At 55.4% G+C, this 20350-nt stretch carries 23 protein-coding genes and 1 pseudogene; 9 read left to right on the top strand and 15 right to left on the bottom strand.

The window, feature by feature from the left end; genetic code table 11:
- Positions 1-2: 2 nt before the first annotated feature.
- From pstB to ACXADZ_RS08565, 4 genes are all read left to right on the top strand, one after another.
- Positions 3-800, top strand: coding sequence for a phosphate ABC transporter ATP-binding protein PstB (gene pstB, locus ACXADZ_RS08580; protein ID WP_171090042.1), 798 nt, complete (start codon positions 3-5; stop codon positions 798-800).
- Between the two features lie 25 nt (positions 801-825).
- Entirely contained in the window at positions 826-1527 is a 702-nt protein-coding gene (gene phoU, locus ACXADZ_RS08575; protein ID WP_475198531.1) for a phosphate signaling complex protein PhoU, read from the top strand.
- A 12-nt stretch (positions 1528-1539) separates the two neighbouring features.
- Positions 1540-2229 (top strand): phosphate regulon transcriptional regulator PhoB, encoded by a 690-nt coding sequence (gene phoB / locus ACXADZ_RS08570; protein WP_171090046.1) that lies wholly within the window; start codon positions 1540-1542, stop codon positions 2227-2229.
- A 239-nt stretch (positions 2230-2468) separates the two neighbouring features.
- Positions 2469-3236, top strand: coding sequence for an SDR family oxidoreductase (locus tag ACXADZ_RS08565; protein WP_475194999.1), 768 nt, complete (start codon positions 2469-2471; stop codon positions 3234-3236).
- Here ACXADZ_RS08565 and ACXADZ_RS08560 read toward each other — a convergent pair.
- Positions 3233-4102: an acyl-CoA thioesterase gene (locus ACXADZ_RS08560; RefSeq protein ID WP_475194996.1), complete on the bottom strand. Its 870-nt coding sequence runs from the start codon at positions 4100-4102 to the stop codon at positions 3233-3235. The two genes, ACXADZ_RS08565 and ACXADZ_RS08560, sit on opposite strands and share 4 nt — an antisense overlap.
- Before the next feature lie 52 nt (positions 4103-4154).
- Positions 4155-5387, bottom strand: coding sequence for a serine hydrolase domain-containing protein (locus ACXADZ_RS08555; protein ID WP_475194993.1), 1233 nt, complete (start codon positions 5385-5387; stop codon positions 4155-4157).
- Positions 5388-5583: 196 nt separating this feature from the next.
- On the opposite strand from ACXADZ_RS08555, the gene ACXADZ_RS08550 reads away from it, so the two are divergent.
- Positions 5584-6195 carry a DsbA family protein gene (locus ACXADZ_RS08550; protein ID WP_475194990.1) on the top strand — a complete coding sequence of 204 codons (612 nt, stop codon included), beginning with the start codon at positions 5584-5586 and terminating at the stop codon, positions 6193-6195.
- An 18-nt stretch (positions 6196-6213) separates the two neighbouring features.
- Here the strand turns inward: ACXADZ_RS08550 and ACXADZ_RS08545 are convergent, their stop codons facing one another.
- Positions 6214-7248, bottom strand: a complete 1035-nt coding sequence (locus tag ACXADZ_RS08545) for a phosphotransferase (RefSeq protein ID WP_475194984.1) — start codon at positions 7246-7248, stop codon at positions 6214-6216.
- Between the two features lie 14 nt (positions 7249-7262).
- On the bottom strand, positions 7263-8081 hold the full coding sequence (locus tag ACXADZ_RS08540) for an SDR family oxidoreductase (protein ID WP_475194981.1): 819 nt from the start codon (positions 8079-8081) through the stop codon (positions 7263-7265).
- 149 nt (positions 8082-8230) lie between these two features.
- On the opposite strand from ACXADZ_RS08540, the gene ACXADZ_RS08535 reads away from it, so the two are divergent.
- From ACXADZ_RS08535 to ACXADZ_RS08525, 3 genes are all read left to right on the top strand, one after another.
- Positions 8231-9226, top strand: a complete 996-nt coding sequence (locus ACXADZ_RS08535; protein ID WP_475194978.1) for an NADPH:quinone oxidoreductase family protein — start codon at positions 8231-8233, stop codon at positions 9224-9226.
- Positions 9227-9355: 129 nt separating this feature from the next.
- Entirely contained in the window at positions 9356-9805 is a 450-nt protein-coding gene (gene aroQ / locus ACXADZ_RS08530; protein ID WP_475194976.1) for a type II 3-dehydroquinate dehydratase, read from the top strand.
- Positions 9802-10557, top strand: a complete 756-nt coding sequence (locus ACXADZ_RS08525; RefSeq protein WP_475194973.1) for a LuxR family transcriptional regulator — start codon at positions 9802-9804, stop codon at positions 10555-10557. The genes aroQ and ACXADZ_RS08525 overlap by 4 nt, the downstream gene beginning before the upstream one ends.
- Before the next feature lie 382 nt (positions 10558-10939).
- On the opposite strand, the gene tsf is transcribed toward ACXADZ_RS08525, so the two are convergent.
- The 5 genes from tsf to ACXADZ_RS08500 form a co-directional block, all read right to left on the bottom strand.
- Positions 10940-11815 (bottom strand): translation elongation factor Ts, encoded by an 876-nt coding sequence (gene tsf / locus ACXADZ_RS08520; protein WP_475194970.1) that lies wholly within the window; start codon positions 11813-11815, stop codon positions 10940-10942.
- Positions 11816-11891: 76 nt separating this feature from the next.
- Complete coding sequence (rpsB, locus tag ACXADZ_RS08515) at positions 11892-12683, bottom strand: 30S ribosomal protein S2 (protein ID WP_171090068.1); 792 nt, start codon at positions 12681-12683, stop codon at positions 11892-11894.
- A 166-nt stretch (positions 12684-12849) separates the two neighbouring features.
- Positions 12850-13686 carry a lyso-ornithine lipid O-acyltransferase gene (gene olsA, locus ACXADZ_RS08510; RefSeq protein WP_475194968.1) on the bottom strand — a complete coding sequence of 279 codons (837 nt, stop codon included), beginning with the start codon at positions 13684-13686 and terminating at the stop codon, positions 12850-12852.
- A gap of 5 nt (positions 13687-13691) precedes the next feature.
- Positions 13692-14447, bottom strand: coding sequence for an L-ornithine N(alpha)-acyltransferase (gene olsB / locus ACXADZ_RS08505; protein WP_475194964.1), 756 nt, complete (start codon positions 14445-14447; stop codon positions 13692-13694).
- 104 nt (positions 14448-14551) lie between these two features.
- The gene (locus ACXADZ_RS08500) at positions 14552-14734 is read right to left on the bottom strand and encodes a DUF3553 domain-containing protein (RefSeq protein WP_050602459.1); all 183 of its coding nucleotides are present in this window, start codon (positions 14732-14734) and stop codon (positions 14552-14554) included.
- 43 nt (positions 14735-14777) lie between these two features.
- Here ACXADZ_RS08500 and ACXADZ_RS08495 point away from each other — a divergent pair, with 43 nt between their 5' ends.
- Positions 14778-15374 (top strand): histidine phosphotransferase family protein, encoded by a 597-nt coding sequence (locus ACXADZ_RS08495; RefSeq protein ID WP_475194957.1) that lies wholly within the window; start codon positions 14778-14780, stop codon positions 15372-15374.
- On the opposite strand, the pseudogene ACXADZ_RS08490 reads toward ACXADZ_RS08495, so the two are convergent.
- From ACXADZ_RS08490 to rpmA, 6 genes and pseudogenes are all read right to left on the bottom strand, one after another.
- Positions 15371-16633, bottom strand: a pseudogene (locus ACXADZ_RS08490) (glutamate-5-semialdehyde dehydrogenase). The gene ACXADZ_RS08495 and the pseudogene ACXADZ_RS08490 overlap by 4 nt on opposite strands.
- A 33-nt stretch (positions 16634-16666) precedes the next feature.
- Positions 16667-17773 carry a glutamate 5-kinase gene (gene proB / locus ACXADZ_RS08485; RefSeq protein ID WP_475194955.1) on the bottom strand — a complete coding sequence of 369 codons (1107 nt, stop codon included), beginning with the start codon at positions 17771-17773 and terminating at the stop codon, positions 16667-16669.
- A complete protein-coding gene (obgE, locus tag ACXADZ_RS08480) occupies positions 17761-18795 on the bottom strand; it encodes a GTPase ObgE (RefSeq protein ID WP_475194952.1) in 1035 nt (344 codons plus the stop codon). The genes proB and obgE overlap by 13 nt, the downstream gene beginning before the upstream one ends.
- Positions 18796-18833: 38 nt before the next feature.
- A complete protein-coding gene (locus ACXADZ_RS08475) occupies positions 18834-19370 on the bottom strand; it encodes a GNAT family N-acetyltransferase (RefSeq protein WP_475194949.1) in 537 nt (178 codons plus the stop codon).
- The gene (locus ACXADZ_RS08470; protein ID WP_475194944.1) at positions 19367-19975 is read right to left on the bottom strand and encodes a LysE family translocator; all 609 of its coding nucleotides are present in this window, start codon (positions 19973-19975) and stop codon (positions 19367-19369) included. The genes ACXADZ_RS08475 and ACXADZ_RS08470 overlap by 4 nt, the downstream gene beginning before the upstream one ends.
- Positions 19976-20070: 95 nt before the next feature.
- Positions 20071-20340, bottom strand: a complete 270-nt coding sequence (gene rpmA, locus ACXADZ_RS08465; RefSeq protein WP_039535512.1) for a 50S ribosomal protein L27 — start codon at positions 20338-20340, stop codon at positions 20071-20073.
- Between the last annotated feature and the right edge of the window lie 10 nt (positions 20341-20350).

The following is a 20350-nucleotide window of genomic DNA, read 5'->3' as shown; positions in this document are numbered from 1 at the left end:
CAATGAACGACATGACACGAGTGGAGAGAGCCGTGGACTCCAAAGACATCAAGATCAACGCCAAAAAGGTTCAGGTCTATTACGGCGACACTCACGCCATCAAAGACGTGGATGTTGCGATTGAAGACAAGACCGTGACCGCCTTTATCGGCCCGTCGGGCTGCGGCAAGTCCACGTTTCTGCGCTGTCTGAACCGGATGAACGACACCATCGACATCTGCCGGGTCGAAGGCGATATCCTGCTGGATGGCGAAGACATCTATGACAAACGCGTCGACCCGGTTCAGTTGCGCGCCAAGGTGGGCATGGTGTTCCAAAAGCCGAACCCGTTTCCCAAGTCGATCTATGACAACGTGGCTTATGGCCCGCGCATTCACGGCCTTGCAAAGAACAAGGCGGAACTGGATGAAATCGTTGAAAAATCCCTGCGTCGTGGCGCGATCTGGGATGAGGTCAAGGACCGTCTTGATGCGCCTGGCACCGGCCTTTCGGGCGGTCAGCAACAGCGTCTATGCATCGCACGCGCCGTTGCGACTGAACCCGAAGTTCTGCTGATGGACGAGCCTTGCTCGGCTTTGGATCCAATTGCAACTGCGCAAGTTGAAGAACTGATTGACGAACTGCGCTCGCGCTATTCGGTGGTGATCGTGACCCACTCGATGCAGCAGGCCGCACGGGTCAGTCAAAAAACCGCCTTCTTCCATCTGGGTAATCTGGTCGAGTTCGGCGAAACCGGCCAGATCTTCACCAACCCTGTAGATCCTCGCACGGAAAGCTACATCACCGGCCGTATCGGCTGAGCATAGGTATTCAGAAATGTCTGATTTGAGCGAACAACATATTGCATCCGTTTTCGATCGCGATCTCGAAGCGATTCAGGCGCATATCATGAAGATGGGGGGCCTTGTCGAAGCCGCCATCATGAGCGCCGCGCGCTCGCTAGAGACTCGCGATGTGGAACTGGCGCAAGAAGTGCGGCAGGGCGACAAAGCCATTGATGCTCTGGAAGACGTCATCGACGAGGAAACCGCGCGCCTGATTGCATTGCGTGCGCCCACAGCCAGCGATTTGCGGCTGGTGTTGTCCGTTCTGAAAGTATCGGGCAATCTCGAACGGATCGGCGATTATGCCAAGAACATCGCAAAGCGAACCACAGTTTTGGTAGATGCGAACGAGATCAATGGCAGTTCGGCAGCCCTTCGTCGTATGGCGCGCGAAGTTGAACGGATGCTGCGCGATGCGCTGGATGCCTATATTCAACGCGATGCGGAACTGGCGGTCGATGTCATTAACCGCGATGAAGATGTCGACCAGATGTACAATGGTCTGTTTCGCGAATTCCTGACCTACATGGCCGAGGATCCGCGCAACATTTCGTCCTGTATGCACCTGCATTTCATCGCCAAAAACATCGAGCGCATGGGCGATCACGTCACCTCGATCGCCGAGCAGGTGGTCTATCTGGTCACCGGGGAACGCCCAACCGAGGCACGGCCCAAGGCCGACACAACGTCGCAAACCGTCTAGGAGACGACCGAAATGTCCGCAGATCAACCGACAGTTCTGGTGGTTGAGGATGAGCTGGCGCAACGCGAAGTGCTGGCCTACAACCTCGAAGCAGAAGGGTTTCGCGTCTCGAAAGCCGCCAGCGGCGACGAGGCCATGCTGCTGGTGGATGAGGATTGTCCGGATATCATCGTTCTGGACTGGATGATGCCGAACCTCAGCGGAATCGAGGTCTGCCGCCGCCTGAAAAGCCGGCCCGAGACGCGTTCAATTCCGATCATCATGCTGTCGGCGCGTACTGAAGAAGTCGACAAGGTGCGTGGTCTGGAAACCGGTGCGGATGACTATGTGGTCAAACCTTATTCTGTCGTCGAACTGATGGCGCGCGTTCGCACCCAGCTTCGCCGGGTTCGTCCGGCCACTGTTGGCATTCGCCTGGAGTTCGACGATATCGTTCTGGATTCTGAGACCCATAAAGTGAGCCGCGACAGCAAGCCTCTGAAACTTGGTCCAACCGAGTTCCGGCTGCTCAGCACCTTCATGGAAAAGCCGGGCAGGGTCTGGAGCCGTGAGCAACTTCTGGACCGTGTCTGGGGGCGCGACATCTATGTCGACACAAGAACGGTTGATGTTCACATTGGACGTTTGCGCAAAGCTTTGACGCAACACGGTGGAGAAGATCCCGTTCGCACGGTACGCGGCGCTGGATACGCACTCGGCTGAAGTTGGGGCAGAACTGAAGTGTTCCGGATTAAAGTTATCCAAAGCACGTCGTATGAGATTTCGACGTGCACTGTTTTTTACCGTTAAAAACCAGTTAGTTGAAACACTCAGCTGCGGTTCCTCAGGTAAAGTTAAAATATCGTGTAATTGGTATTATGGTAATAATGCAGAAGTAGCTTGTCTAACGTTACGCACACGTACACTGTTTCTGTACCGCATTTTAGCGTTCAGGAACGTAAATGAACTTCATAGATAAAACTGTTGTTGTAACAGGCGCCGCGCATGGCATTGGTCGTGGATTGGCTGAACGGTTTGCGCATGAAGGCGCGCGTGTTGTGTGTTCGGACATCAACCAGGACGGTGCACAATCTCTGGCAGCTCAGTTAAATGGACATGCGTTTCCCTGTGATGTTTCCAGCGAGGACCAAATCAAGGCGTTGATCGATTTTACCGAAGACACGGTCGGCCCAATCGATTTGTTCTGCGCAAATGCCGGAATTTTGACGCTCGGTGGAATCGACACTGCCGATGAAGACTGGGACCGCATTTGGAAAATTAATGTGATGTCGCATGTTTGGACAGCGCGACATCTGGTTCCCCGTATGATTGCGCGCGGCGGCGGATATATACTGACGACCGCCTCGGCTGCCGGTTTGTTAAACCAACCAGGCGCGGCTCCATACGCTGTTAGTAAACACGCTACGGTTGGATTCGCCGAATGGCTTGCGCTGACGTACGGATCAGAAGGCTTAAAAGTCTCGGTTTTGTGCCCGCAGGCGGTCCGTTCGAAGATGACCGAAGGACATGAAGTCTCGGTGGCGTCCATCGACGGAATGCTGGAACCGACTGACGTTGCCGAAGCCTGCGTCAAAGCCATACAAGCCGAACAGTTTCTTGTACTGCCGCATCCACAAGTTCTGGATTACATGCAGCTCAAAACTGCGGACTACGACAGGTGGCTATCCGGAATGTCTAAGTTACATCAGAAGTTTAATAGCCAATCTTAGCGTTTGGGATGAGCCTTGCGCATCAACCCTTCCTGAGCGACAGATGCAACCAAAGTCCCATCTTCAGAGTAGATTGAGCCTCGATTAAAGCTACGTCCCTGCCCTGTCCAAGGTGAGTCCATCACATAGAGGTGCCAATTCTGAAACTGAACAGGTGCATGGAACCAAAGCGTGTGGTCAAGACTCGCGCCATTGAATTCGCCGCTAAACCAGCTCAGGCCATGGGGGCGCAAGCCTGAAGACATGAGGTTCATGTCCGAGGCATAGGCCAGCAAAAGATGCTGCGTTTTCGCATCGGCTGAAGCCGCTGCAGACATCCGAAACCAGGTCTGGTTCCGGTCGTCAGAAACTTTTGGCGTAAACGGATCCAAAGGATCCACATCGCGCACCTCGATCGGGCGTTCACGCAGTAACTCACCGCGCAAGCGCTCGGGCACACGGTCAACATAGGATTGCCGCAGCTCGGAGCGGGACGGGTAGGTTTTGGGTGCATTCACAGATGGCATTGGATGCTGATGGTCCCAACCTTCGTCCTGAACATGGAAGGAGGCAGACATGTTCAGAATTTGTTTGCCGTGCTGAATGGCAACCACGCGACGCGTTGTGAAAGAACCTCCATCTCGCGCCCTATCAACCTGATAAATAACCGGTATTTCAGGATCGCCCGGTCGGATAAAATAGGCATGAAGAGAATGGCACAAGCGGTCTTCAACTGTCCGATACGCGGCTGCCAAAGCCTGTGCAATGACTTGTCCGCCAAAGATACGTGTCGGCGTTTCACCACCCGAACCCGTGCCTCGGAACAAATCAACTTCCAGTCGTTCAATATCCAGAAGATCAAGTAAGACACGTTCCGCTTCGGTCATTTTAAGCCTGTAAAGTTAGGTAATCGCGCCTTGGGTACCAGCCCGGTTAAGATCATTCAATCATGGCCGCATGAACCAGTGCCTTAAGTTCAGCACGGGATGGGTATGAGCTGGATGGCGACAACTGGGTGAAGAAAACTGCCGTCAGGTCGTTCTGCCAATCGATCCAGAAATAGGTCGAAGCCATGCCGCCCCAACTGAAATCCCCAATCGAACCGGGCACCCGGACACGTCCGGGATTCAATACAACCGACCCTGCAAGTCCAAAACCCATCCCTTCCATTGGTTGCTCTGCAAAACTTTTTGGCCCCATCGAGGCGATGTCCCCCGGCAAATGATTGCGCATCATGAACTCGATGGTCTTTGGCCCAAGCAGGCGCTGGCCGTTACCAATACCGCGATTACGCAGCATATCCGCGAACTTAGCGTAGTCATCAAGCGTCGAGATCAGCCCGCCACCACCTGAAAAGGTCGTGGTTTCGAAGAACGGTGATCCGGCACAACTATCGACTAGTCGCAGGCTGTCATCGCCTTGATTGGCTGAGTTCAGCGCCATGGCGTCCCCAGCAAGGGGTGTGTAGAGCGAGGCAAATCGGTCCCCTGCCCCAGATAACACCGAAAAACCGGTCTCGCGCATGCCCAACGGTTCAAAGATATGCTGTTCAAAGAACTGCGCTAGCGTCTGGCCAGAGACAACCTCGATCACCCGGCCCAGAACATCGGTGCCGACCGAGTATTCCCAGCGGGTGCCTGGTTGAAATGCCAGTGGAAGACCAGCCAAATCTTGCACGCGATCTGCCAGAAGTCCTTGATTTGGTTTGAACATGAGATCTTGCTCATCCATGGCTTCGGGCAGAACTCCAGGGTTGAACGGATAGCTGAAACCGCTGGTGTGCGTCAGCAACTGATGCAGAGTTGGCGTTGGCGCATCTTCTGTGTGATCTATGGATTTGGCTTCTGGAACAAGCGCTCGCATCTCTTTGAATTCAGGTAAGAAGTCGGACACTGGGGTGTCCAAATGAAACAGACCGCGTTCCACCAACATCATCAAGGCAACGGATGTAATCGGCTTTGTCATCGAATAGATGCGCACCAGCGTATCGCGCTCAAATGGCAGATCGCTTTCTACGGACCTGAGACCACTTGCATGAAAGAATGCTTCGGACCCGCTTTGACGAAGTAAAAAAGAGGATCCTGCGTACTTCCTTTGCTCGACATAGCTGTCCATCCAGACCCGAATTCGATCCAGGCGCGACTGATCAAACATCACTGGCTGTAGAGGCATAAGACCTTCTTTCATCCGATTAACTTCTTTGAGTGTGTCGGTTTGAAGCCTGAGTTAACAGCGAAAATTTAATTTACCCATGGTTTCGCCTCAGACGACGCAAGCTTGCCCTGCATTGAAGTGTTAGACTGCGGCTATCTCGGATTCGCAGTGTGATGATCCGAACAGAGCCCCCAAACGGATGGAAGGGATCACCATGACGCAAAGCATCGATTTCGTTTACGACTTTTGCAGCCCAAATGCCTTTCTGGCCCACAAAGTGCTGCCGGATCTGGCCGCGCAGCACGATGTTGAGATAAATTACGTTCCTGTACTTCTGCCGATCGTCTTCAAGGCGACCCACAATCAAAGCCCATTTCAAGCGTTTTCGGAAAACCGTCAGAAAACCGCCTATTTGACCCATGACCTTCACCGCTTTGCGCGGCGACGCGGGTTGAGTTTTCACATGAGCCCGCATTTCCCCATGAACACCAAATTCGCAATGCGCGGAGCTCATTTTGCGAAAGGTAAATCTTGGGAAACCAACTATATAAACGCGATTTTTGATGCGATTTGGGTGCATGGGCAAAAGGTCGACGAAATGGCGGTGCTTGTCGACATCTTGCATGAAAACGAATTGCCCGTGCGCAAAATCCGTGAAGCCATGACCGGCCCTGACGTCAAGCAAGACCTGAAAGATCAAACCAAGGCCAGTGTTCGCCGCGGCGTTTTTGGCGTGCCTACCGTGTTCGTCGGGACCGAGATGTTTTTTGGCAAGAACAGCCTGCCGAACGTAAAGGTAGAGTTAGAGAGAGCACAAAGCGATTGATTTCCAAGGCTTACACAGTCAATTGAATGTGCTTCGCAGCGCCTCCAGCCCGTGCCGCGCAAACAATGGAACATAGGCACCATATGCTTTGGCCCGCTCCGGGTCCGAGGCATTTCCGTCCAAAGCGCGCTTGTAGACGCCCTGCAAAATGCCGGCCATTCGAAAGAAGTTGAAAGCCAGGTAGAACCCGAAGTTGTCAATGCCCGGCAAACCCCGTCGCTTGCAATATTGGTCGACAAAATCCTGATCATTGGGCAGTCCCAGGCTGGCGCGATCTATCCCCGCCAGACCCCGCCCCTGTTTCCCCGGTGGCAGCTGCCATTGCATGATCACAGCGGCCAGATCCGCATATGGATGGCCAATTGTTGACAATTCCCAATCCAACACTCCAATGCAATCCGTGCCGTCCGGCGCGAACATCAGGTTGTCGATGCGATAATCCCCGTGCACCAAGGTGCGCTGCCCATCATCCGCGGGAACCGAGCGATCAAGCTCGGTTGCCAAAGCATCCATGTCTTCGATCACCGACGTCTCGGACGCGCGATATTGCTTGGTCCAACGCGATATCTGCCTCTCGTAGTAGTTACCAGCAGGTCCAAAATCGGACAGACCGACAGAATCAATGTCGACCATATGCAAACCGGCAAGCACCCGGTTCATTTCATTCAAGACAGCAGTGCGTGTTTCATTGCTTTCGCCTTGCAGGGTTGGTTCGGGAAAGACCCTGCCGTGCAAACGTTCCATCACGTAAAACGCTGAACCGATTACAGTGTCATCCTCGCACAACAGGAACATTTCAGGCACCGGAACCTGACTGCCTGACAGCGCGCGTTGCGCTCTGAATTCACGGTCAACAGCATGGGCAGATTTCAGCAGCACACCCGGAGGTTTTCGCCGCAGCACATAGGCGGCTTCGGGCGTTCGAAGCTCAAATGTCGGGTTGGACTGCCCAACCGTGAATTTGGTTGCCTCCAACGGTCCTTTGTATCCTGAAAGATGCGCGCTGAGATACGTATCCACGGCAGCCAGATCGAGATTGGTGTCATTGCTCATGGCTTATCTTCCGATCACAAGGCTTCTGCAAAAATATTACCAGCCGTCACCACATTGATCCCGCCGGAAACCGGAATTACGGCTCCGGTCACATAGCTGCCGCCCCGGCCGCACAGAAACAGCATGCACCCTGCAATGTCTTCGTCACGTCCGACCCGGCCCAGCGGGACGGATTTGCCAACTTTGTCCCGGGTGGTCTCATCCGCTGTGGCAAACGCTGTCATCCGGGATACAAACGGCCCCGGTGCCAGTGCGTTGACGGTGATGTGGTACGGAGAAAGCTCTTTGGCCATGATCTTTGTCAGATGCAGAACCGCAGCTTTAGACGCCGAATAGCTATAGGTCCCGTCCCCCATGGGCACTTCACCCATCACAGACCCAACATTGACAACACGGGCGGGATCGTCGGCGGTTCCCGATTTCATAAGCAAGGGTAAAAGCCTTTGGGTCAGTTCGAATATCCCCGTCACATTGACAGACATCACCTTGTCCCAGGCGTCATAAGGAAACTGCCCCAGCGGCGCGCCCCACGACACACCCGAGTTATTCATAAGAATATCAAGTGTTTCTGTTCGCTTCTGAATGTCTGATACAAGGTTGGCTATACCTGCCTCGCTACCTATGTCGCCTGCAAAGCCCTCGGCGTGTCCCGGCGCATCCAACGCGTTCAGCTCAGCCGCAACCTCGGCGCAGGCATCCCCTTTGCGCGAGGCGATCAAAACGCGCGCGCCTGCTCGCACGAGCGCCTCGGCCGCCATACGCCCGATGCCTGTTGCGCCACCTGTGACAAGTGCGGTTTTGCCGTCAAGCGAAAATAGGGTGTCTGGCGTCATTCTGGTGCTCCTCACTATTGTTGATGCCTGTCAGAGCTTGTCGTGATCCACCTGTTACCGTTACGGCAGGCGGCCGTCGTTCACGTTGACAAACTTTAAAGCGGCACCAAAACTTCCCAAAGACACGTTACAGGCAGAACAGAGGTCGTATGCAAGCATTACTCAGCGTCGCACCGGGCGGACCCGAAACACTGGAGCTGACCACCCTGCCCGACCCTCAACCTGGAAAAGGCCAACTTTTGGTTGCTGTTAAAGCTGCAGGTGTGAACTTTCCCGATACATTGATCATCCGGGACCTGTATCAGATTAAACCGCCACGACCCTTTGCTCCCGGTGGTGAGATCGCAGGCGAAGTGCTGGCATTGGGCGAAAACGTACCTGGATTTGAGGTCGGCGATCGCATTCTTGCCCTGACGGGGCATGATGGCTTTGCGACCCACGCGACGATCCGGGCGGACACCGCCATCAAAATTCCTGAGAGCATGCCGTATGAAGACGCTGCTTGTTTCATTTTCACCTATGGCACCTCCTATCACGCACTTAAAGACCGGGCTGACCTAAAGACCGGCGAAACACTACTGGTGTTAGGCGCAGCCGGTGGTGTTGGATCTGCTGCCATTGAACTTGGCAAAGCTATGGGTGCCAAAGTGATCGCGGGCGTTTCATCGTCTGAAAAGGCCGCGTTTTGCCGCCAGATTGGAGCAGATGAGGTCATCATCTATCCGCATGATTTGGACAAAGACGCACAAAAGGCTTTTTCTGCCGAGGTTAAGAAAATCGCCGGACCCAATGGGGTGGATGTCGTTTATGACGCGGTTGGTGGTGCTCTGGCCGAACCATCCTTGCGCTGCATGGCGTGGAACGGGCGCTATCTTGTGGTTGGATTTCCGGCAGGCATTCCCAAAATCCCCCTAAATCTGCCTTTGCTGAAAGGATGCCAGATCGTGGGCGTCTTTTGGGGTGCGTCCGTTTTCCGCGACCCCAAGGGCCATGCCCGGAACATTGCAGATCTCTTTGCCCTTCATGCATCCGGAGACATAAAACCTCAGATTAGCGCCCGGTTTCCCCTGGCACGCGCCTCTGAGGCACTTGAGCAGATGTCACAGCGATCTGTGCTTGGAAAACTGGTCATAACGATGGAATGAGCTAAACCCGAAAATACAGCTTTTGTACAAGTCTTGCACCAAAGCCGCAGGCGAAGCTTTGTTGTGTGAAGCCAGGTAGACAACTCGGCCGTTAGATGTCTATGAACCACTAATGGGGATTGTGAAGACATGCATAAAGTACTGGTATTAAACGGCCCAAACCTCAATTTGCTTGGCACGCGTCAACCTGAGGTCTACGGCAGCACAACTCTGCATATGATCGAAGAACAATGCGTGCAGCATGGCGCGTCTGTTGGGCTGGATGTCACGCATCTGCAATCCAACCACGAAGGTGTGTTGCTTGACGCAATCCATGCCGCGCGTGGCGTGCAATCAGGCCTTGTTCTGAACGCCGGTGCCTTTACACACACATCGATTGCATTGATGGACGCGATTGCCTCGGTCGAACTGCCATTGGTTGAGGTACATCTTTCCAATATTCATGCCCGCGAACCGTTCCGGCACAAATCCTATATCGCGCCGGTTGCTCTGGGTCAGATCTGCGGGTTCGGTGCGAAAGGTTACATTCTGGCTCTGGATGCACTGGCTGCGCAATTGAAAGCAGGTGGCGCGGCATGACACTCAAAGAATACCTGCGGTACGTCAGCTATACCAAGACCATGGAAGACCTGTGGGATGCGCATTGTCGTCAAATGGGCAAATTCGGGTTCGATCGCCTGATCTATGGATATACGGTCTACAGAACGGCGACGTCTTTGGGCGACCCCGAAGATTTTGTTATTCTGACCAATCACAAGCGCGCTTATGTAGACGGGTTCCTGAAGGGCGGCCTTTATTTTCATGCTCCCATGTTGAAATGGGCATTGGACAATGAAGGCGCTGCCAGTTGGAAAATGATTCAGGACATGAACGCCAGCGGAACTTTGACGAACGAAGAACGCAAAGTGTTCGAGTTCAACAAGTCCATGGGTGTTGTGGCTGGCTATACAGTCAGTTTCAACTCTGTCTCCATGCGGTCCAAAGGTGCAATCTCACTTTCTGCTCAAAACGGGATGAGCCAGGAAGAGATCGACGCCGTCTGGCAAGAGCATGGCGAGGACATTCTTTTGATGAACAACGTCGCGCATCTGAAAATTCTCACTTTGCCCTTCAACCCGCCAAACCGTGCTTTGACGAAACGGCAGCGAGAAGCTTTGCAATGGGTTGGCGACGGCAAAACCACACAAGACATCGCGTTGCTGATGGGGCTGACTTCTGCCACGGTTGAAAAGCACCTCCAACTCGCGCGCGAGGCATTGTCGGTCGAAACAACGGCACAAGCCGTTCTCAAGGCATCGCTACACAACCAGATGTTCATAATGGAAGCCTGACCGCTAGATTTTGACGCTATCCCGCGTCAGTTTACCCTAGGTAAGGAAATCACTACTTTTCAAATCTGGCGAAAAAGTTGCAAAGTGAGAGTGTTCCGTGAGTGGTGGCTTTAGCCAGGGAACATTCGATTGGATCTTTGCAATTTCAGAGCTCTCCGATCACTCTGACAAGGGGGCGCCTATTTGTCCGCGTACCTGTGTCGGAATTTTGGGGGGCCCCGACCATCCCCATCAAGCGGGGCCCTCCATTTCATCCTCAGACGACAAAAAAGCACACGTTCAGCGCGTCTTAATTTGCGCGAACAAAAAAGGGCTACGCACAGCGTAACCCTTTCGTTTTGCAGAGATAAGGCCCCAAGTGGAGCCTTTCCCGATAGCGTGCTTAGCCCTGAGCGGCCTTGGCAACTTCGGCTGCGAAGTCTTCTTTTTCGACCACGATGCCTTCGCCAACTTCCAGACGGATAAAGCCAGTGATGGTTGCGCCCGCTTCTTTGGCCGCTGCTTCAACGGTCAGGTCAGGGTTCACAACGAACGACTGGTTCAGCAGGGTCGATTCGGCGACGAATTTCTTCATACGGCCTTCGATCATCTTCTCGATTACCTGCTCCGGCTTGCCGGATTCGCGGGCGATGTCCATCTGAACCTGCTTTTCTTTTTCGACAACGGCCGGATCCATGTCGGCCTCAGACAGAGCAGCGGGGTTCACAGCTGCGATGTGCATCGCAACCTGCTTGCCGATGGCTTCGTCGCCGCCCGACAGCGCAACCAGAACGCCGATTTTGCCCATGCCGTTGGTGGCCGCATTGTGGACGTAGGACACAACAGTGTCGCCCGACAGTTTGGACATACGGCGTACCGACATGTTTTCGCCGATGGTGGCGATCTTGTCGGTGATGGTGTCTGCAACGGATTTACCACCCAGATCAGCAGTTAGCAGAGCTTCGACATTGTCGACGCCTTCAGCAGCGTAGGTGATCTTGCCAACCATTTCCTGGAACTCAGCGTTCTTCGCAACAAAGTCGGTTTCCGAGTTCACTTCGACAGCAACACCGTTGCCACCGTTCACGTGAACTGCAACCAGACCTTCTGCTGCGGTACGGCCCGATTTCTTGGCCGCTTTGGCCAGGCCCTTGGTGCGCAGCCAGTCAACGGCTTCGTCCATGTTGCCGCCGGTTTCGGTCAGCGCTTTTTTCGCGTCCATCATGCCTGCGCCGGTCGAGTCGCGCAGTTCTTTAACCATTGCTGCTGTGATTGCCATCTTTTGGCTCTCCTCAATTCAAACGGAATTGGGGCAGGTCTACCCTGCCCCATATGTCAATTACGTGACGGGCAGCTTACGCTTCAGCAGGTGTTTCTGCTTCGGCAGGCGCTTCTTCAGCAACGGCTTCTTCAACCGGTGCTTCTTCGAAGGCACCCAGATCAACGCCGGCAGCACCCATCTGAGCGGTCATGCCGTCCAGAGCGGCACGTGCGGCCAGGTCGCAATACAGCGAGATTGCGCGCGCTGCGTCGTCGTTGCCGGGGATGATGTAGTCAACACCATCGGGCGAGCAGTTGGTGTCGACAACAGCCACAACCGGGATACCCAGCTTGTTGGCTTCGGCGATGGCCAGTGCTTCTTTTTTGACGTCGATGACGAACAGCAGGTCAGGAACGCCGCCCATCTCACGGATACCGCCCAGCGAAGCTTGCAGCTTGGCCTGGTCGCGTTCCATGCCCAGACGCTCTTTCTTGGTCAGGCCTTCGGCACCCGATTCCATGGCTTCGTCGATCTGGTTCAGACGGTTGATCGACTGGGAAACGGTTTTCCAGTTGGTCAGCGTGCCGCCCAGCCAGCGGTGGTTCATGTAGTACTGAGCCGACTTTTCAGCCGCTTCAGCAATCGGGCCAGCGGCCTGACGCTTGGTACCAACGAACAGAACGCGGCCACCTTTGGCAACGGTGTCACGAACAGCCTGCAGAGCCTGGTCCAGCATCGGAACGGTCTGGGTCAGGTCCATGATGTGGATGCCATTGCGCGAGCCGTAGATGAACGGGCCCATGCGGGGATTCCAACGCTGTGTTTGGTGACCAAAGTGAACGCCAGCTTCCAGCAGCTGACGCATGGAGAACTCGGGAAGAGCCATGCTATTTTCCTTTTCCGGTTTACGCCTGGGCGGGGGTGAAAGAAGCAGATGCTCCAACCGGCGGTCTTGATGAGGATGTCTCCCTCAAAAAGCCCAAACCCCGCCTGCGGGTTTGAATGGCGCGCGTATACGGCAGGTTTTGATGCAGTGCAAGGGCCAATCGCCCTTATTTTTCAAGCAAAGCCAAAGCATGGGCGTGCCTGACCGCCTCTTCGCAATGTGCCGCCAGTGCCTTTCGGTTTTCAAAGTCACTGACCTTTGCCGGAGCGTGATAAATCAGCTCAACAGAACCCTGCCTGCGCGCCCCAAGTGTCTTGAGCAAATGCGGGCCGAATTCCATATCGCCCCACCAGCCGTAAAACCGTTTGGGTTGCCCTTTGGGCGCATGAAAAACAACCGAAACCGGTTGGATATACATTAAGTCGCGCAACTCATCTGCGAAGAACGCAGCGAAAAGCGTTGTTTTAAATGGCAAAACCCGCAATCCATCCGTCGAAGTGCCTTCGGGAAAGAACAACAGCTTGTGGCCCGCTTTCAGGCGGGTCTCGAACAGTTTGGTCTGTTCTTTGGCTTTTGCACGATCCCGTTGGATGAACACGGTGCCGGTGGCGCGGGCCAACCATCCAATTCCGGGCCATTTCGCGACTTCGGCCTTAGACACAAAATAGACCCTCTTACGCGCGTTCAGGGCAAAGATGTCCAACCAAGAGGTATGATTGGCCACCACCGCCCCCTGCTCTTGCATCAACACGCCCGAGGTTCGGAATCCCATGCCAAGAATGCGAAATGCGTTACGGCACACAAATTGCGTGATGAAGGGCGTGACGGGTCTGCGCACCCCGCACAACGGATACTCAACCATTCGTACGGCCAAAAGCACGATCAAGCCACCAAAGACCAGAACGGCCAGAGGCAGTCCTCGAAGGATTACCAGCAGCCAACCAATCACTCCAAGGTCGATCGGATCGGGTTCATCCTCACTGTTCCAAAGCGGATCGTTCACAGATGTCAGGCCCCGCTGTAGATACGGCGCTGTCGGTCGTTCATACGCGCAGTGTCGAGGATCAGGCACACGTCGGTGGTGTTGAACTTGTGATCGATAAATGCGCCCTCGCCCACGAAACCGCCAAGTCTCAGGTAAGCTTTGATCAAAGCAGGCACCTGAACCATGGCCGCCCGCCTGTCCAACGCGTCCTTAGCGACCAGATCCATGGATTGAAAAACGTCAGGCTGCGCGCGCACCCGCAATTCGGGCGGGGCCAGATGGTTATGATGCAACATGGACAAAGGTTGTGCCAGCGTTGTGACGTCCGTGCCGTGAAAGCTTGCGACCCCGAACAGCACTTCGATCTCACGTTCCGTGACATAGGCCGCCAGCCCGTTCCAAAGATGATACATGGCGGTGCCACCACGATAGTCGGGATGCACACAGGACCGGCCCAGTTCCAGCAACTTGCGGCCACTGTTTTTCAAAACCGTCAGATCATATTCATCTTCTGAATAAAATTGGCCCACCTCTGCTGCACGTTCACCCGGTAACATCCTGTAAACGCCAATGATTTCGTCAGTGCCGTCGTCATAGGCCAACATGTGATCGAAATAGGGGTCAAACCGGTCTCTCTCTAACCCCGCCTCGTGATCCACCAAATCGCCACCACCACCGAGTTCACGCACAAAGACGTCATAACGCAGACGTTGCGCAGCCTGCAGCTCTGCCTCGGTTTCGGCCAGCTTGACGGTAAAGGATGGGCCTGTATCCGGCATAATAGATGCGTCCGTTTTTCTTTTCGCCGCTGATACCGCAGTTGGCCAATCGAAGGCAACAACTGGCGGTTTGGTCACAGTTGTTAACTTTTCCTAAACCAGTTTCACGGATCAAAGACCGGCATCAGGGCGATGCGCGTTCCGTCGATTACCACTTTCCCCTGCTCGCGAAAGTTCACGGTGATCTTGCCTGCGATGTTGGATTGAACCTGTCCAACGCCCCATTCGGGAAAATCCGGGTGGCGGACAAACATGCCCGGTGCAAGAATGGCATTCATGTCTGTCATGCGGGGCTCCTGAATCCGGCGGCAGATACAGCAGGAGGTACGCATGGGCGCTTCGGACGTCAACCTGGCCGAGTTGATCGGCTCTCGGATCTGCCATGATCTGATCAGCCCGATCGGGGCCATCACCAACGGGCTTGAGCTGTTGGATATGGTTGGCGCTGTTCAAGGCCCCGAGATGGAGCTGATCTCGGGCAGTGTTGGCAGTGCGGGCGCGCGTATTCGCTTTTTCCGCGTAGCCTTTGGTTCCGCCAGCGACCAACCGCTCGGGCGGGCCGAAATCACCGAACTGCTGAATGACGTCGAACGTGCCGGGCGTGTGCGGGTCAACTGGAACCTGACCGAGCCTGTTCCGCGCAATCAGGTCAAACTGGCCTTTTTGGCATTGATGTGCTGCGAAAGCGCTATGCCTCTGGGGGGCACCGTCGACGTCACAAGTCAAGGCGCGAACTGGATTGTGACCGGTTCCGCCGACAAGCTGAATGTGGACAGCGACTTGTGGAAACACGTTGTCACAGGACGTTTCCCTAACAAACTGACACCCGCGCAGGTACAGTTTGCCTTGTTGCCGGAAACAGCCAAGACGATGGGGCGTCGCGTCGCGGCAGAAACCACCGCAACGCGCGTTTCGCTCAGGTTCTAAGCCCGGGTCGTTCCGTCCCCACGAACCAGATACTTGAAACTGGTCAGTTGCGCCGCACCCACCGGGCCGCGCGCGTGCATCTTGCCTGTGGCGATCCCAATTTCCGCGCCCATACCGAACTCACCGCCATCTGCAAACTGGGTGGAGGCATTGTGCATCAGGATAGCACTGTCGAGACGTTCAAAGAATCGGGCTGCTGCCGCATCGTCTTCGGTCATGATGCAATCGGTGTGGTTGGACCCGAATTTCCGGATATGGGCAATCGCTGCGTCAATATCCTCAACGGGTTTCGCAGCAATCACACTATCAAGGAATTCCTTTCCCCAATCCTCTGACGTTGCGGCCTGTGCACCTTCGACTGCCAAAGCACCTTCGGCGTGAACCTCGACACCTGCGGCCAGCAGGGCCTCGATCACACTGCGCCCCAGTGTTTCAACGACATCCTGATGGATCAGCAAACATTCGGCGGCCCCGCAGATGCCGGTGCGGCGGGTCTTTGCGTTCAGCACGACATCCAGCGTATTTTGCGGATCAGCAGCTTTGTCGATGTAGATATGAACAATACCTTCGAGGTGAGCAAAGACCGGCACACGGGCCTCGCGCTGCACCAGCCCTACCAGCCCCTTGCCACCGCGCGGAACGATGACGTCGACATAATCGGTCAGGGTCAGCAATTCCTGCACTGCTGCGCGATCTCGTGTGGGTACCAATTGAATTGCATCCTCGGGCAGGTTGGCCGCTTTCAAACCTTCGACCAGGCATTCATGAATTGCAACTGAAGAATGAAAACTCTCGGACCCACCGCGCAAGATGACAGCATTGCCGGACTTCAGACACAGCGCACCGGCATCAGCGGTCACGTTGGGCCGGCTTTCATAGATCACGCCAATGACGCCCAAAGGCGTACGGACCCGCTAAATCTTCAATCCAGTGGGGCGCTCCCATTCAGCCAGAACCTCACCCACCGGGTCCGCCTGATCAGCCACGGTGCGCAGCCCGTCGACCATGCCCTGAATGCGGGTCTCATCCAGCATCAGCCGATCCATCATCGCCGGGCTCAGGCCCTTGTCACGGCCAAACTCCAGGTCTTTTTGGTTCGCTTCGATGATCTGTTCACGATTGGCCCAAACCGCATCCGCAGCGGCAATCAATGCAGCGTGTTTACGCTCGGCGCTTGCAAACGCCAGATCACGCGAGGCCTCTTTGGCGCGTTTCCCAAGATCGGCCATCAGAGCGGGAATGCTGTCGAAGTCTTTCATATCGCGTGCCTTTCAGGTCGTCTTTTGAAGTGTTTACAGGGCCAGATCATCCCGGTGGATCAAGGCTGCGCGTCCAGGGTAGCCCAGCGTTGCCTCAATTTCAGAAGACCTGCGCCCTTTGATCGCGTCCGCTTCTTGTGCGGTGTATCGGCTGATGCCCTGAGCCAGTCGCCGTGCTTTGGCGTCAAGAACAGCGACAGGATCGCCGCGCCCGAAATCGCCAGTCACCTCGACTATACCCGCAGGTAGCAGGCTTTTGCCATTGGCCAAAGCATTGGCGGCCCCGTCATCCACGGTGATCTCTCCGCGTGGTTTCATCGCAGAGATCCAACGTTTGCGGGCGGCGTGCGGATCCAGCGTGGCCGTAAACCACGTTGAATTCGCGCCGTTTTTCAACGATTTCAGAGGGTTCAACACCGAACCTTCAGTAATCGCCATCGCGCAGCCACCAGCCGTGGCCATCTTGGCAGCCAGCAGTTTTGTCTTCATCCCACCTTTGGACAGGCCCGAACCTGCATCACCCGCCATGGCCTCGATCTCGGGTGTGATCCGATCAATGGTTTCGAACCGGGTGGCTGTGGCGTCCTCGTTCGGATTACCGGAATAGAACCCATCCACATCGGACAGCAGAATCAGTTGATCGGCCCCGACCGTTACAGCAATCTGCGCGGCAAGACGATCATTGTCGCCATATCGGATCTCGTCCGTGGCAACCGTGTCATTTTCGTTCACGATCGGAACAACCCCAAGACCCAACAAAGTTTCCAGAGTGGCCCGTGAGTTCAAATAGCGGCGGCGGTCTTCGCTGTCTTCCAACGTCACCAGCACCTGCGCCGTCGTTATTTGGTGCGGTGTCAAAGCTTCTTCATAGGCCCGTGCCAGACGGATCTGTCCCACTGCGGCGGCGGCTTGTGATCTCTCCAAAGGCAAAGCAGCCATCGGCAACCGCAATACACCGCGGCCCAACGCGATTGACCCGGAAGAGACCAAAATGACATCTGTCCCCTGCCCCTTAAGCCAGGCCACGTCCTGTGCCAACGAGGTCAACCAGTCCGACCGAAGCAAACCGGTGTCGCGATCCACCAGCAAAGCGGATCCGATTTTCACCACCAGACGGCGGGCAGAGGTCAGGGCTGCCAAGGCTGCGCCTCCTCAGCGGGTTTATGGCGCACGCGATTGTCGTCGATCTGCGCCCGCAACGCGCGCAGAACCTCGGTCACACCCAGATGGGCCACACCCGACATGGTCATGACGGGGCCGCCCACGGCTTCCTCCAGTTCAGCTTTGGTCAATTCCCGCTCTTCGTCATCCAGCGCGTCGACCTTGTTCAGAACGGTGATCCGAGGTTTTTCAGCAAGTTCACCGCCATAGGCTTCAAGCTCGTGAATAATTGTCCGGTAATCTTCGGCAACAAACTCAGAGGTGCCATCAACCAGATGCAACAGCACGGCACAGCGTTCAACGTGGCCAAGGAACCGGTCCCCGATGCCTCGCCCTTCATGCGCGCCTTCGATCAGGCCGGGAATATCGGCAACCACGAATTCAACGTTGTCGACACCAACAACACCTAGATTGGGGTGCAGCGTGGTGAAGGGATAATCCGCAATCTTCGGGCGCGCATTCGATGTGGCTGCAAGAAAAGTAGACTTTCCCGCATTGGGCATACCCAGCAACCCCACATCCGCGATCAGCTTCAGCCGCAGCCAAATGTTACGGTCGATCCCCGCCTGCCCCGGATTGGCCCGGCGCGGTGCCTGATTGGTCGCAGATTTGAAGTGCAGGTTTCCGAACCCACCATTGCCGCCCTTGGCCAGCAGCACGCGCTGTCCAACCTCAGTCAGATCGCAGATGACGGTTTCTTCGTCTTCATCCAGAATTTCAGTACCTACAGGTACGCGCAGAACGATATCGTCGCCGTCCTTACCGGTACGCTGCTGGCCCCGGCCCGGCTGGCCGTTCTTGGCAAAGAAATGCTGCTGATAGCGAAAGTCGATCAGGGTGTTCAACCCGTCCACAACTTCGGCCCACACAGACCCGCCTTTGCCGCCGTCCCCGCCATCGGGACCGCCGTATTCGATGTATTTTTCGCGTCGGAAGCTGACGCAGCCGCTACCGCCGGCCCCGGACCGGATGTAGACCTTTGCAAGATCGAGAAATTTCATGGTCTGTCCCCTACTGCAAAGGCCCCATCGGCCACAAGTCAGAGTTTTTTACTGTAAGTCCAAGTGGGCACATTCGCATCACGCGCCACCGAATAGCTTTCCGCGTCACCCAGATACTGGAACCCGCAATGGGTCAGCACCCGCGCCGAGGCGGGGTTATCCTGAAACACACTGGCAAACATGGTCGCGTTCTTCAGAGGGTTGGCGTTGACCAATGCTTCAACGGCCAAAGATGCAATGCCAGTGTTCCAATAAATCGGCGCAACCCAATATCCGACCTCGGACTGATTCCGATCCAGTCGTTTCAGTGTGATCAGACCGATCAGTTCCGGACCGCCGTCCTTGATTGCATCCATCACCCAGACATCTTCGTCCCGGTCTTCTGCCATCGAACGGGTGACAAAAGCCTCGGTCGAGCCGGGTGCCAGCGGGTGCGCGATGCTTGTGGTCATGCGTGCCACGCGCTCATCCCCCGCGTAGTGCTCGATCAGTCCCATGTCCGAACGGCGCAGCGGGCGCAGATCGAACCGCTCGGTTTCTATGACCGGCTGATTTATTATTGCTTCAAGCTTCATTGGTGTGTTCCTCCTCCGAACAACACAAAAAGGACGGACGCAACCGTAAGCCCGGCCAACGTCCACATTAGATATTTTTCCGCAGGGCGACCTTCAACCGCATGGGCAATTCTATCGCCTGCGAAGGTCCAGATCGGGTGCAAAACAACCTGGCAGATGAACAAACAAAGAGCGATCGTGAACGTTGCGTCCAAACTGGACGTGCCAGCCGCGACGAAACCGGTAAACCCGGCAATGATCATGGCCCAGGCCTTGGGGTTCAGCGGATGCACGATCAGTCCGGCCCAGAAACCTGGTACCGAACCACCTGCCCCATCACGCGACAATCGAAGATTGGCGATCTTCCAAGCCAGCCAGCATACATAGCCAGCAGAGGCGTATTTCAGCGCAGAAAACACAAATGGCGCTTGTTCCGCAATTCGCATGAGGCCAAAACCCACCGGCCAGATAATCAACTGCTTGCCCAGAACAACACCGGCAACAAACGGAAGGGCCGCACGGAAACCATAGCGCGCACCTGTTCCCAGCAGGACCATATTGGCCGGTCCCGGCGTGCCGACCTGCGAGGCGGCAAAGATCAGGAAGCTGGTGGTTGCAACGGTCATCGGCTCTTTGGATCACGACTGTGTTAAAACGAAAAAGGGACCGGCATTTTCTGCCGGTCCCCCATGAATTTTTTATTAACCTTCTGGGTCTCGGCTTACTCTGCGGCCTCCGCCACTGGCAGGACCGAAATGAAGGTGCGGTTTTTGAGTCCCTTGTGGAACTTCACGGCGCCATCGGTGGTTGCAAAGATGGTGTGATCTTTGCCCATACCTACGCCTTCGCCCGGCCAGAACTTGGTGCCGCGCTGACGTACGATGATGTTGCCTGCGATGGCTGCCTGGCCACCATACAGTTTCACGCCAAGGCGGCGACCAGCTGAGTCGCGACCGTTACGGGAGGAACCGCCAGCTTTTTTATGTGCCATTCTCTCTCTC

This window comes from Ruegeria sp. ABM4_193, assembly GCF_056158705.1.
Note: the sequence above shows the minus strand (reverse complement) of the source record. Positions and strands in the feature narration are given on the sequence as shown.